The 13,532-nt window shown below is 68.7% G+C and carries 8 protein-coding genes; 5 read left to right on the top strand and 3 right to left on the bottom strand.

The features are described 5' to 3' along the window. The first annotated feature begins 155 nt into the window (after nucleotides 1-155). Nucleotides 156-1,706, top strand: a complete 1,551-nt coding sequence (locus STRTUCAR8_RS24270; RefSeq protein ID WP_231885299.1) for an endo-1,4-beta-xylanase — start codon at nucleotides 156-158, stop codon at nucleotides 1,704-1,706. Nucleotides 1,707-2,150: 444 nt separating this feature from the next. On the opposite strand, the gene STRTUCAR8_RS24265 is transcribed toward STRTUCAR8_RS24270, so the two are convergent. The 3 genes from STRTUCAR8_RS24265 to STRTUCAR8_RS24255 all read right to left on the bottom strand — a co-directional run bounded on the left by STRTUCAR8_RS24265 (nucleotide 2,151) and on the right by STRTUCAR8_RS24255 (nucleotide 6,469). Next, a complete protein-coding gene (locus tag STRTUCAR8_RS24265) occupies nucleotides 2,151-3,146 on the bottom strand; it encodes a LacI family DNA-binding transcriptional regulator (protein ID WP_231885171.1) in 996 nt (331 codons plus the stop codon). A 227-nt stretch (nucleotides 3,147-3,373) separates the two neighbouring features. Next, nucleotides 3,374-5,338: a glycoside hydrolase family 127 protein gene (locus tag STRTUCAR8_RS24260; protein WP_006378894.1), complete on the bottom strand. Its 1,965-nt coding sequence runs from the start codon at nucleotides 5,336-5,338 to the stop codon at nucleotides 3,374-3,376. Between the two features lie 117 nt (nucleotides 5,339-5,455). After that, nucleotides 5,456-6,469: a hydroxyacid dehydrogenase gene (locus tag STRTUCAR8_RS24255; protein ID WP_173402937.1), complete on the bottom strand. Its 1,014-nt coding sequence runs from the start codon at nucleotides 6,467-6,469 to the stop codon at nucleotides 5,456-5,458. Between the two features lie 377 nt (nucleotides 6,470-6,846). On the opposite strand from STRTUCAR8_RS24255, the gene STRTUCAR8_RS24250 reads away from it, so the two are divergent. The 4 genes from STRTUCAR8_RS24250 to STRTUCAR8_RS24235 are packed head-to-tail and all read left to right on the top strand — an operon-like array spanning nucleotide 6,847 to nucleotide 13,464. Continuing rightward, on the top strand, nucleotides 6,847-8,175 hold the full coding sequence (locus STRTUCAR8_RS24250; RefSeq protein WP_006378647.1) for an ABC transporter substrate-binding protein: 1,329 nt from the start codon (nucleotides 6,847-6,849) through the stop codon (nucleotides 8,173-8,175). Between the two features lie 48 nt (nucleotides 8,176-8,223). Further along, complete coding sequence (locus tag STRTUCAR8_RS24245) at nucleotides 8,224-9,177, top strand: carbohydrate ABC transporter permease (RefSeq protein ID WP_006379128.1); 954 nt, start codon at nucleotides 8,224-8,226, stop codon at nucleotides 9,175-9,177. Beyond that, on the top strand, nucleotides 9,174-10,040 hold the full coding sequence (locus tag STRTUCAR8_RS24240) for a carbohydrate ABC transporter permease (protein WP_173402938.1): 867 nt from the start codon (nucleotides 9,174-9,176) through the stop codon (nucleotides 10,038-10,040). The genes STRTUCAR8_RS24245 and STRTUCAR8_RS24240 overlap by 4 nt, the downstream gene beginning before the upstream one ends. Before the next feature lie 10 nt (nucleotides 10,041-10,050). After that, entirely contained in the window at nucleotides 10,051-13,464 is a 3,414-nt protein-coding gene (locus STRTUCAR8_RS24235; protein ID WP_006379029.1) for a hypothetical protein, read from the top strand. The last annotated feature ends 68 nt before the right edge of the window (nucleotides 13,465-13,532 follow it).

Genomic DNA, 13,532 nt, shown 5'->3' with positions numbered 1-13,532 from the left:
GTTCGTGGGCCGCCGGGAGACAGCGTACGGTCCACGTCGTCCGGATACCGCAGCGTGCCCTCGGACCATCCTTCAACAGGAAAGCGAGACACCATTCAATGAGAATGCACCGCATCGGCGCGGCGCTCGCAACTGTCACCATAGGGCTCTTGACCGTGGCCCTCCCCACCACCGGCGCCTCAGCTGATTCAGACGCGACCCTCCGCGAACTGGCAGCGAAGGAGGGAATCCTCATCGGCTCGGGGGCGACCAACCCCACCTATCTCGACGAACCGAAGTTCGGCGAGGTGCTGGCGGAACAGTTCAACAGCTTGTCTCCCGAGAACGAGCTGAAGTGGAAATTCGTCCAGCCCACGGAGGGCGACTTCGAGTTCGGGGGCCTCGACCGGCTCGTCGACTTCGTTGAAGACAACGACATGGTAGTCAAGGGACACGGGCTCATCTCCCAGTGCTGCAACCCGGAATACGTGACCGACGTCACCGACCCGGACGAGTTGCGCGCGGTCATGAAGACTCACTTCAACACGATCATGGACCGCTACGCCGGAAAGATGGACCGGTGGGACGTGATGACCGAGCCGTTCTCCACCTTCGGCGGCACCGGCCTCGCGCCGAACCACTTCTACGAGGTGCTCGGCGAGGACTACATCGCGGAAGCGTTCCGGATCGCGCACGCCGCTGACCCCGAGGCGAAGCTGTTCATCAACGAGGCGTTGGTGGAGTTCTACCCGGCGAAGCGCCAGGAGCTCTACGACCTAGTGGCCGGCATGGTCGCCGACGGTGTGCCCATCGACGGGGTGGGCTTCGAGATGCACGAGACACAGGCGGGTCCCGAGCCCGGAGTCATCACAGAGATGACGAAGTCCTACCAGAAGCTCGGACTCGAAGTCGCGATCACCGAACTCGACGTGCACACCTACGACGTGGATCAGCAGACGCAGATCTACGGGGACGTCATGGCCGAGGCGCTGGCGGCCGGAATCCGGGACATCAGCTTCTGGGGCTTCACCGACAAGCACGCCTACACGTGGCTGCCGGGCGCGAAGCCCCTCATGTTCGACGAGGAGTACAACCCCAAGCCCGCGTACTACGCCACGCGCGACGCTCTGCGGAACTTCGTCTCCGCTTCCTCGGCTGCTGGCGCCGGCACCCTGTCGAACACCAGCGGGTGGACCCACGGCCTCCATGACGGCAACTACAGCGTGAAGATGAACCTTTGGCACGGCACGCCAGGCAGCTTCTTCCGTCTTTACGAGAACGACAAGCTCGTCGCCGCGCGGGTGCCCACGACAGTCAGCGGCACCTCGCAGTCAGTCGTGACCGAATTCAAGGACAGGCCCAACGGCACCTACGCGTACCGGGCCGAACTGATCAACTCGAAGGGCACCACGTCCACGAACACCACGACTGTCACGGTCACGGATGCCGCCCCGGGCAAGCCCGTGGTCAGCCACGACAACTGGGACAAGGACGGCACCTTCACCGCCACCGCGAACCTGTGGTGGGGCACCAACGCCACCTCGTACACCTTCTACCTCGACGGGGCAGTCGTCGGTGAGGGCCAGCTGGCCGCCGATTCGCCGAACGCACAGTCGCCTCAGGTAGCTCTGTCCGGGGTTCCGAAGGGCAAGCACAGCCTGAAGGTCGTCCTTACCAACGCGAGGGGATCGACCGAATCGGATCCCGTGGACGTGACGGTCGCCTGACGTCAAGTAGTTTCTCGTCTACGGTCAAACGGGGGATAGACGCCCGGCGCGCTCACGACAGGGTGCGCCGGGCGTCTGCGTCGCGTGCTGTCCAACTCCTCCGCCGGGTGAGAGGACGAAGGGCCACCGGCAGGCTGGAGACACGGGCACCCAATGCGTTGACGGAGGGTTTGCACTCGCCCCGGCTGCGACTTGCGCACGAAGTGCTGCGTTGGTCGTTGCCCTCGCTATTGTGGATGGGTGGTGGTCCGGGCTGCGGGAGTACACCGCTGCGGGCCTCTTTCTGGAGTGGAAGTCGGTATGAACGAAGTGGGAGGTTGCCAAGAGGACTGCGGGACTGGGTGATATTGCCCTGGCGGGGGCGGAGTGACCCAGGGCGGGATCTGCGGAGTTGTTCCCGCCGTCCAGGGTTCCCGACCGAACGGACGAGGAGTCTCAACGGCCTTACGGACGGGGGCGGCGTACGGACTGACGGATCACCAGTTGCGTACTGAGGACGACATGGTCGTCGCCGCTGATGCGTTCGCTGTGCTCCAGGGCGAGCCGGACCGCTGTTCTGCCGAGATCCTCGTACGGCACCCGGACCGACGTGAGCGACGGGGTCAGGTCCGAGGCGAAGGGGACGTCGTCGAAGCCCACCAGGGAGATGTCCCGGGGGACGTTCAGGCCGGCGTCGCGGAGCGCGGCCAACGCACCGAGGGCCACCATGTCCGTCCCCGCGAGGACGCCCGTGAAATCGACCCCCGCCTTCAGCGCGTCCCTCGTGCGCTGGTAGCCGGAGACGCGGGTGTACGGACCGGGGACGTCCAGTTCTTCCGCGTACTCCACGCCGTGCGCGCGCAGGGCGTGGAGGTAGCCCTCCCTCCGTTGCGCCCCCGTACTGAGTTGTGGGTCGCCGCCCAGGAAGAGGACGCGCCGGTGGCCTTGGACGAACAGATGGTCTGCGGCCTGGAAGGCGCCTCCGCGGTTGTCGTAGTCCACGACGGTGACTGGGTGATGCCCGGGCAGGGGCGGGCGGCCGACCAGGACCAGACGTGACCCGGCGGCGTCCAGGGCGCGCGCGTACTCGGTCATGCGCTGGAAGTAGACCTCGTCCTGCACTGCCCCGCCGACGAGGACCACCGCGGCCGCGTGCTGCTCGCGCATCAACTGCACCAGGTCGTCCTCGCGGGCAGTGTCTCCGTGAGTGGCGCAGACCAGGCTCAGCCGGCCCCGCAGGGCCGCCTCCTGCTCGACCCCGGCGGCGACATGGGCCAGCGACGGCCCGGTGATGTCCCGCAGGACCAGTGCGACGGGACCGGCCACCCGACCGGAGAGGGCTTTGGCGTGGACGTTCACCACGTAGTGCAGCGACTCCACGGCAGCCATGATGCGCTCCCGGGTGGCGGCCGACACGGGATAGTTGCCGGCCAGGGCCCTGGAAACGGTTGCTACCGACACCCCCGCCCGTTCGGCGACATCGCGAATCGTGCTGGGGCGCTCTTCACCTGCCTGGTTCTTGCGCCGACGCCTAGAAGCCTGGGAGGCGGGCGTTGGGGGAGAACCGTTTCCGTTCGCTGTCACACCTTGACGTTACTGCACTGAGCATCCTCGCGGACACAGAAGGGTGCGACCGGTTCCCGAATCTTGGTAAACGATTACTGCGGGCATGTTGACCGCGCCGACGTCTACCCGCGGGCGGCCAGCGGCAGCCAGACCCGCATGGCGCCCGGCTCGCGGTTGGCCCAGGCGTAGTACGGCACCGCCGTCAGCTCGACGCTCTCGTGGGGTTCGCCGGAAGTCGCCGACGTGTACGGCAGGTAGGGCCAGTCGCCGGACGTATCGTCGGCGCGGAGCCGGTTCCCCGCGACGCTCACCGTTCGCACCCCGCCGAGCAGTTCGGGGCGGCTGCGCACGGTCAGTGGCGTGTCCGGCGGCACAGCGATCGTGTCCGGGTCCAGGCGCCCCGGTTGGTCGGTCCGCTCCAGGCAGTAGACCAGCGGACCGCGTTCGACGGCGGCGCAGCCCCGGACGGCGTCGACGCGTGAGGAAGGGACGGTGAGCCGGGCCGGCATCGCGAGGTCGAGGCGGACGGTGTCGCCGGGGGTGAACGCGCGGGTGATGCGCAGCCAGCCGGAGTCGGCCCCGTCTTCGACGGTGGTGCCGTTCACGGTCAGGGTGTGGTCGGCGCACCACGCCGGCAGGCGTAGGGAGAGCGTGCGCGGCAGGGCGGTGGGAGCCTCGTCCACGGTGACGGTCACCGTGCCCTCCCACGGATACTCCGTCGTCACCCGTACGGTGAGGCCGTCGCCGCCGTAGACGCCCGTGGCGTACTGGTGCAGTTGCAGACCGCTGTCGTCGGCTGTGGCCAGGTAGTGCGGGAGCCCGGCGAGCAGGCGCATGACGTTGGGCGGGCAGCACGCGCAGCGGAACCAGGGGGTGCGGTGGGCGGTCTGGTCGCCGGGGCGTTCGTGTGAACGGGCCCGCCGATGAAGCGGGTTGACGTACAGCCAGGTGCGGCCGTCGAGACCGGCGCCGGCCAGGAAGCCGTTGAACAGGGTGCGCTCGACGAGGTCGGAGTAGCGGGCCTCGCCGGTGAGCAGGGCCATGCGCCAGGAGAAGTGGACGGAGGCGATGGCGGCGCAGGTCTCGGCGTAGGCGCGGTCGGCCGGCAGTTCGTGGGCGTCGCCGAAGGCCTCCCAGTCGTGCCGGGAGCCGACGGCGCCGGTGAGGTAGGTCTTGGTCGTGACCATGTCCCGCCACAGCCGCTCCAGCGCCGTGCGGAGTTCCGTGTCGCCGGTCTCCGCGGCCAGGTCGGCGGCTCCGGCGAGGAGGTAGAGCTGGCGTACGGCGTGGCCGGTGACCTCGTCCGCCGCGCGGACCGGCGTGTGGTCCTGCCAGTACTCGGGCCCCGGGTCGCGGTCGTGGCCCCGGTCGGCGCCGGAGGAGAGGGTGCCGTGACCGCGGCGTTCCAGGAAGTAGCGGGCGAGGTCCAGGTACCGCTTCTCGTCGGTCGTCCGGTGGAGTTCGACGAGGGCGGTCTCCACCTCGGGATGGCCACAGACGGTGTCCACCTGCTTGCCAGGGCCGAAGACGGAGTCGATGTGGTCCGCGAGCCGGCGGGCCACGGCGAGCAGCCGGTCGGAACCGGTGGCCCGGTGGTGCGCCACGGCGGCCTGGATCAGATGTCCCGCGCAGTACAGCTCGTGTCCCCAGCCCGGCTCGGTCCAGGGAATGCCGCCGCCGAGCTGGTAGTACGTCTGGAGGTAGCCGTCCTCGCGCTGGGCGGCGGCGATCAGCTCGACGATGGCTTCGACCTCGGTGGCGAGTGTCTCGTCGGGAGTGTCCGCGAGCTGCCAGCAGGCGGCTTCCAGCCACTTGTAGACGTCGGAGTCCTGGAACTGGAAGTCGCCGGAGAAGCCGGTGCCGGACGGGGTGTCCGCGCCGTCGGTGCGCGGGGCCGCGGCGGCACGGAAGTTGGCCAGGTTGCCGGCCTGCTCCAGCCGCCCCGGGCCCTCGGCGAGGGAGATCCGGGCGTTGACCCGGCGACGTTCGGCCCAGAAGCCGCCCTCGATGCGGGCCGCGGAGGCGGGACGCAGGGGTGAGACGGCACGTGGGGAGGGGTGGACCGGTCCGGCCTGAATGGTGTTCAAGGGTGTCTCCGAGGGAAGAGGGACGGGCTGGGGTGGGGTGGGGTGCGACGGGATCGGCGTTGCGGGAGCCCGGGCGGGCGGGCGGCGTCCTCGGCCGGCGGGTGGGCGTCGAAGTCCTCAGGCGCTGATCGCCAGTTCGGCCCGGTGGACCGGGTGGGCAGGCGGCAGCCCCGTCGTCAGGCGTTCCAGTTCCGTCACCACCGTGCCGCCGAGGCGGGCCAGTTCGTTGCCGAGGGAGCCGGCGATGTGCGGCGTGAGGAACACGTTCGGAAGGCGGTAGAGCGGGGAGTCCGCGGGCAGCGGCTCGGGGTCGGTGACGTCCAGGATCGCGCTGAGCCGGCCGTTCACCAGTTCCTCGGTGAGCGCGGTGTGGTCGACGAGGGCGCCCCGTGAGGTGTTGATGAGGACGCCGCCGTCGGGGATGAGCGCCAGCCGCTCGCGGTTGAGCATGTGATGGGTCTGCGGGGTGTCGGGGGCGTGCACGCTGACGATGTCACTGGTGCGCAGCAACTCGTCGAGGCCCAGCGGGACCGCGCCCAGTTCCGCGGCCTGGGCGGCGTCGACGTAGGGGTCGTGGAGGCTCACCGACAGCTCGAAGGGCCGCAGCAGTTCCAGGACCCGGCGGCCCACCCGGGAGGCGCCGATCAGACCGACCCGGCGGCCGAGGTTGCCGACCGTCACGTACTCCGTCGCAGCGGGGTAGACGTGCTCGGCCCGGAAGCGTTCGCGCAGCCCGAAGGCGTCCTTGCCGGCCAGCAGGATCGCGGCGAGCGTGTACTCGGCCACGGGCAGGGCGTTGGCCCGCACCGCGCTGGAGAGGGTGAGACCGCGCTCCCAGAACGGCTCACCCACGAGGTGGCGGACGCTGCCGCCGGCGTGCATGACGGCGCGCAGTCGCGGCGCCGCCGCCAGTACCTCCGCGCCGAGGTGCGGGCAGCCCCAGCCGGTGACCAGTACCTCGGCGCGGCCCAGGGCCTCGGCCACGGCGGGATCGGAGAAGTCCTGGGCGACGAGCGTGAGGTCGACCCGCGCCAGTTGCTGGAGGCGGGTCAGCAGCGGAGGCGGGAAGAGTTCGGGCAGATGTACCGGATTCATGGCGAAGAGGGCGAACGGCGGCACTGACGTATGCATGCTGCTCCTGGGGAGGGGCGCCGGGATCGGCCGGCGACAAGCCTGAGCGTCACAGTAAACGTATTCCACGCTAGAAGCCCCAGAGAACCCGGTCAATGACCAGCTCTGCGACACAGGTACGTCACAGAGAGTCCACCCACCTGCCCCGCGATGGCGCGAACGTCCATGGTCAGGCGCATCGACAGGTAACGTTCTGGAAAGTCGAGCGAAACAATCCGGCGCCACCTCTTGTGGATCTGGCTCCCTCGGTCGTACCGTCCACGACAACAAACGATTACTGCCTCGCCGCGCAGTACCCGTTTCTCTCCCCTCGCGTCGCCCTGACCGCGCCGTTCCCCCACGTGCAGGCGCCGTCCCATTCCTTTCGTGGAGGACCGATGTCCAAGTCCGGTATGCGCCCCAGGGTCCTTGTCTCGGTGGCCGCCGCCGCTTCTCTCTCGCTGCTGCTGACCGCCTGCTCTGACGACTCCGGCACCGACGCCTCGGCGGCCACGAAGGGCAACGTCACGCTGGAGTTCTGGAGCTGGACGGACGGCATCGAGGCGCAGGCCGAGGTGTGGAACAAGAAGCACCCCGAGACGCAGATCAAGTTCGTCAACGCTGCGGGTGACACCGCTTACCAGAAGCTGCGGGCCGCGGTGAACGCGGGCACCGCGCCCTGTCTGTCCAAGATGGACGGGATGAACCTGGCGAGCTTCGCCGCCGACGGACTGCTGACCGACATCAGCGAGGTCGCGGCCAAGCACAAGGACGCGTACACGGTCGCCGCGTGGAACGCGGTCAGCCCCGGAGGCACCACCTTCGGCATTCCGATGGGGTCGGCGCCGCTGTTCACCGCCTACCGCGCGGACCTGTTCCAGAAGTACGGGATCGAGGCCCCGAAGACCTGGGACGACCTGATCGCCGCGGGCAAGAAGGTCCAGGAGAAGGACAAGGACGTCAAGATCTACAACATGGCGGGCGAGGACCCGAGCTCGCTCGTCGACCTGTCCTGGGAGGCCGGCGCGCAGTGGTACAAGGTGGACGGCGACCACTGGGTCATCGACTTCGCCTCTCCCGAGGCGCTCAAGGCCGGTGACATCGTCCAGCAGCTCGTCGACAACGACCTCGCCTCCAACGCGTCGTACGCCGACCCGGGTGTCTTCAAGACCTGGGACCTCGGCAAGACCATCGCGATGACCAGCTCGACCTGGCAGCTGCCGATCTACGACACGAACTTCCCCAAGTCCAAGGGCAAGTGGCAGCTCGCCGACTCGCCGGCCTTCGACACCGCCAAGCCGCAGACCTCCAGTAACTTCGACACCACCGGCGTCCTCAAGGGCTGTAGGTACCCCGACCGCGCCGCCGAGTTCGCCGCCTGGCTGAGCAGCAGCAAGGAGTCACTGACGGCGCTCACCGACCCGGACTCCAAGTCGGGCCTGTTCCCCGCCGTCAAGGACGTCTCGCCGTACGTCGACAAGATCATCCCGACCGGGATGTTCAACGGGAAGTCGGACAGCGCGCAGGTGATTACCACGGCGGCCTCGCGGGTCGGCGAGCAGTGGCAGTACGGGCCGAACTACGCGGCGATGTACTCCGAGATGCAGAAGCAGTGGGGCAAGGTCATGAAGAAGCAGCTGACGGTCAAGGACATGCTGACCTCGCTGCAGAAGTGGACCGTGGACGACCTCAACCGCAAGGGCATCAAGGCCGTCGCCGGCAGCTGACCTCCCCTGTAGGCCCCGCCTCTGTAGGACCCACCTCTGGAGACACCCGTGTCCACCCTGACGCGACCCCCCAAGGTCGCCACCGACTCCCCGGCCCGGCGGCCCTCCCCCCGCCGGGCCGGGAGCCGGGGAGCCCACAAGGGACTGCTGTTCGCACTGCCCTTCCTGCTCGGCTTCCTGGCCACGTACGTCGTGCCGATCGGCTATGCCTTCAGCCAGAGCCTGAGGGAGAAGAAGAGCAGCGGGCTGGGCTTCGGCCCGACCCGGGTCGTCTTCACCGGCTTCTCCAACTTCGCCTCCATCCTCGGCGACGGCGCCTTCTGGTCGAGCATGCTGCGCACGCTGCTGTTCGGAGCGGCTCAGATCACGGTGATGCTGGGCCTGTCGCTGCTGCTCGCCCTGCTCCTGGACGGGGTGGCCGCCCGTGCGGTGCGGTTCTTCCGCGCGGCGCTGCTCATCCCGTACGTGGTGCCCGCCGTGGTGTCCACCGTGATCTGGCTGTTCCTCTACAGCCCGACGGGCTCTCCGCTGCTCGACCTCGCGCACGGCGCCGGCACGGACATCACCTTCTTCGGCGGCCTCAACACCTACCTCTCCCTGGGCAATCTGCTGACCTGGCAGGGGATCGGCTTCAACATGATCCTGATCTCCGCCTCGCTACAGGCGCTGCCCCGCGAGCTGTACGAGGCGGCCCGACTGGACGGGGCCAGGGAGTGGCGGATCGCCTGGTCGGTCAAGATTCCCAACATCACCGGCATCCTGGTGCTGACCGGCATGTTCTCCCTCATCGGGAGGCTGCAGCTGTTCGCCGAACCACTGCTGCTGCGGCAGATCGCGCCGGAGTCGATCAACACCGACTTCACTCCGATGATGGAGATCTACGACAAGGCGTTCAAGACCGGTGACTACCAGTACGCCGCCGCCGAGTCGCTGGTCCTGGCCGTGGTCACCGGCATCCTCGCCTTCGTCTTCTACCGGGCCACGAACAGGAAGATGTCATGAGCGCTGCCGTATCCGGGGGCGGCGTGCGCCCCACCCGCCGCGCGGTGGCGCTCACCACCGGCCTGCTGGTCCTCTTCCTGATCTACTCACTCGCCCCGACGTGGTTCCTGATCGTCTCCGCGACCAAGAACCAGACGGACCTGTACTCCACCTTCGGACTGTGGTTCTCCTCCAACCACCTGGCGGACAACGTCCAGGAGATCTGGACCTACCACGACGGGGTGTTCAACCGCTGGATCGGCAACTCGATCCTCTACTCCACACTCGGCGCGGCCGGTTCCACCCTGGTCTCGCTCGCCGCCGGGTACGGGCTGTCGAAGTTCGACTTCCGGGGCCGGGGCGCGTTCTTCGCGGTCATCGTCGGTGCCTCGCTGCTGCCGAGCACCCTGCTGGCCTTCCCGCTGTACCTCGTCTTCGCCCAGATCGGCCTGACCAACACCATCTGGTCGGTACTCATCCCGTACTTCATCAATCCGTTCGGGGTCTACCTGGGCAAGGTGTACGCGGACAGCTCCGTCCCCACCGAACTGATGGAAGCGGCCCGTCTCGACGGCGCCGGGGAGCTGCGGATCTTCTGGTCGGTCGCGCTGCGGCTGATGCGGACCGGCGGCATCACCATCTTCATGCTCGAATTCATCAACATCTGGAACAACTTCTTCCTGCCCCTGTTCATGCTCACCGGTGAGCGCACGTTCCCTGTGAGCCTCGGGCTGTACTCCTGGCTCCAGCAGGCGCAGACCGCCCGCGACATGAACACCCTCGTCCTCACCGGGTCCCTGTTGTCCATCGTTCCGCTCGCGGTCTTCATGTTCGCGCTCCAGAAGTACTGGCGCAGCGGAATCCTCATGGGCAGCCTCAAGTAAAGGATCAGCCGTGCCCAACGCACCCAGAAGACGTGATGTCCTCAAGTACGCCGGCACCACCGGCGTCGCCGCGGCCGGCCTCGGCCTGCTGAACTCCCCGTCCGCCGCCGCGGCCCCGGCCGCGGACGCCGCCTTCGAGCCGGCCGTCTGCAAGCCCCTGGACATCGTCGTCTTCGGCAACGGGAGCTCCGAGTCGGCGCACGGTCTCACTGCCACGCTCTCCGACACGGTCACCGGAGGCCTCGGCCAGAAGGCCCGTGTCCTCAACCCCACCGAGCCGGCCACGTACTGGGGCGGCACGCTCGAGTTCGACGTAGTCGTCAGCCCGACCGACACCACCTACGTCACCGTTCGCCTGTGGGGCGACGACTACGACACCACCTCGCAGCAGGCGGGCTCCGGCACGAACATGTGGCGGCTGCAGCTGTTCTGCGACGGCAAGCAGGTCGGCTACCAGGACGAGGGAGCCGTCGACAGCCTCGACATCCTGGACACCGCGCCGCGCACCCCGGGCCGGTTCTTCTTCCACACCCTGCCGCTTCCGGAGCGGCTCACCCGGGGCAGGAAGAAGGTGAAGCTGGAGATCCGCTCGATGGGCCGCATCTGGTCCTACGGCCAGAACGTCGACCAGCTGTACTACAAGATGACCACGCCGTCGCGGGGCATCTACCGCCTCTACACCCACACCGAGCCGTACTTCGTCCCGCCCAAGGGTGAGGTGCAGGGCCCCGCGCCGCTGCCGAAGGCTCGTACCGTCGAGGGCCCCGAGATCCTGGAGGCGGTGCGTCAACGGGTCGCCAAGGACCAGAAGCACTACCTGACCGGGGCCAACCCCGCCGGCATGGACGCCTTCGCCTTCCAGTCGCTCGCCGAGGGCTACCTCTGGTCCGGCAGCCCCGCGTACCACGACCCGGCGGCGCTGGACCGCGTCCTGCGCGCGCTCGACGGCCGGTACATGGCGTGGAAGAACGACGCGACCGTGATGACCGGCTCCGACCAGCAGTGGCAGGGCTTCGGCCGGGTCGGGCTGGTGCTGGCGCTGCTCTGGGAGCACCTGGGCGACCGCCTGGACGAGAAGGTGACCGGTTCGCCGTACGAGATCTCCAACCCCGGTTTCGAAGAGGGCGGCGACACTCCCATGGGATGGGAGGTACCTGGCTGGGGGAAGACCGCCGACGCCTCCTGGTCCCGGGACACCACCGTCAACCGGTCGGGCTCCGCCTCGCTCAAGGTGACGGCGAGCGCGGCGAACGGATTCATCACCGTGTACAACTCGCCCAAGACCCGCGTGGGCAAGGGGAAGTACACCTACGGCGCCTGGATCAGGACCGACGGCGTCACGGGCACGGGCGCCCACATCGACCCGCTGTTCTTCGACGCGGGCGGCAAGCTGGTCGGCAGCGACCACCGCCAGTTCGCCACCACCGGCACCCATGGCTGGGAATACGTCTCCATAGACCTGGACACACCCGACGGCGCCACCCAGGTGGAGATGCACCTGCGACTGTCCGGCCCCGGCACGGCCTGGTTCGACTCCGTGGACATGGTGGGGCCCACCGAGCTGCGCAACCCCGGCTTCGAGCAGGGCACCGGCACCCCGTCGGGCTGGGAGGTGCCGGGCTGGGGGAAGACCGCCGACGCCTCCTGGGCTCGGGACGCGTCCGTCAACCGGTCCGGTTCCGCGTCGCTGAGGCTGGCCGCCACCGCGGCGAACGGCTTCGTCACGGCGTACAACACGGCGAAGCTCCAGGTCGGCAAGGGGAAGTACACCTACGGCGCCTGGGTCAGGACCGACGGCGTCACCGGCACGGGCGCCCACATCGACCCGCTGTTCTTCGACGCGAGCGGCAAACTCGTCGGCGGCGACCACCGGCAGTACGCCGCCACCGGAACCCATGGGTGGGAGCAGGTCTCCATAGACCTGGAAACCCCTTCCGGCGCCACCCAGGTGGAGTTCCATCTGCGGCTGAGCGGACCGGGCACCGCCTGGTTCGACGACCTGGCCGTTGTCGCGCCCGAGGCCACCGGAACCCACGAGCAGCCGGTGCGGCGCGCCGCCTACACCGACATGCTGAAGTCGAGCCGGGACTACTGGCGTCAGCACTTCCCGCACTACACCAACCAGTCGCAGATCTGCGCCATCGGCCTCTACCAGGCCAACCGCGGCCTCGGCCTGCTCGCCCCTGACCTCGCACTGCCGGAGGACAAGGCCCGCGACTACCTGTACCAGTCGCTCGGCATGAAGCCCTACCTCGGCAAGGAGGACAAGGACGGCAACCCCACCAAGCCGCTGGGTGAGAGCTACCACCAGGTCAGCCGGGCCGGCCTGACCCGCGAACTGGGGTACGTGGGCAGCTACGGCGAGGTCCACGACTGGCTGGTCATGATGTACGAGTCGGTCACGCGCGGATACCGGGCCCAGGAGGCGCCGGAGCTGCGCGAGCAGATGGTGAAGATCATCAAGGCCCGGGGGCGGTTCCGGGTGGTCGACGTCGACGAGACGGGCGCCCGCGTCTCCCGCATCGAGACCGTCGTCGGCTGGCGCAACGAGGTCTACCCCGGTGAGGTCGCCTACGCCTCCCGCACGGCCTGGGACTCGCACCCGCTGATGTCGGCGGTGGTGTTCAAGGACCCGGACATCGTCGGCTGGACCCAGGAGATGGTCGACGACGGGCAGTTCTACCGGCAGCTCGATCTGCTCGTCCACCACACCTGGACCCGCGTCGGCCTCGCCGCGCTGCGCCTGGTCTCCCGCGACTGGGACGCCTTCCAGGCCCTCCCGGCCCGCCCGGGGCGCATCCCCACCGCCTGGGACCGGCCCGACTTCGTCTTCACCGACGAGGAGAACGGCGTCCTGGCCGTGAAGAACGGCGAGGAACTCCTCTTCGCCTCCCTGTACTGGCGCGCCCGGCAGGGCGTCAACGACTACGCCCGCATCCACCACCTCACACCCACCGACCAGCGCTCCGCGACGATCCGCCAGCGTTCGGCGGGCGCCACCGACGACACGTACACGGTCCACGACTGGATCCTGTGGGACTACGCGATCAACGATCCCGGGGCCGGACACATCCCGCCCGGCGGCTTCCCGCCCCCCGGCGACACCCTCCACCAGGCACTCAAGGGTGACGTGTACCCGCTCGCTCCGGTCCCGGCCGACGTCCCGGACCCGGCCATGGGCGTCGACTTCGAGGGCGTGGAGACCATGCTCGTCGGACGCGCCCCGTTCTATCTGTGCGAGTACGGCGACTACCTGATCGCCATGAACACCAGCACCGAACGGACGTACACCCTGCCCGCCCGTCAGGACTTCGGTCCGGCCCGCGACCTTGCCACCGGCCGCGTCATCGGCGCCGGACAGCGTCCCAAGGTCGGCCCGCGCAGCACGCTCGTGCTGTACCGGGGCCGGCGCGCGGCCGGCTGACCGCACCGGGGGAGCCGGGCCGACGCCCGGTTCCCCCTCATCTGCCACCCCCTGACACTCAACGTCGA

This window comes from Streptomyces turgidiscabies Car8, assembly GCF_000331005.1.
In the GTDB taxonomy this organism is placed as follows: domain Bacteria; phylum Actinomycetota; class Actinomycetes; order Streptomycetales; family Streptomycetaceae; genus Streptomyces; species Streptomyces turgidiscabies.
This window is presented reverse-complemented; position numbering and strand designations above follow the sequence as displayed.

Coding starts and splice junctions, on each gene's coding strand:
- STRTUCAR8_RS24250 (WP_006378647.1), top strand. CDS start 6,847: ATGTCCAAGTCCGGTATGCGCCCCAGGGTCCTTGTCTCGGTGGCCGCC.
- STRTUCAR8_RS24255 (WP_173402937.1), bottom strand. CDS start 6,469: ATGCATACGTCAGTGCCGCCGTTCGCCCTCTTCGCCATGAATCCGGTA.
- STRTUCAR8_RS24240 (WP_173402938.1), top strand. CDS start 9,174: ATGAGCGCTGCCGTATCCGGGGGCGGCGTGCGCCCCACCCGCCGCGCG.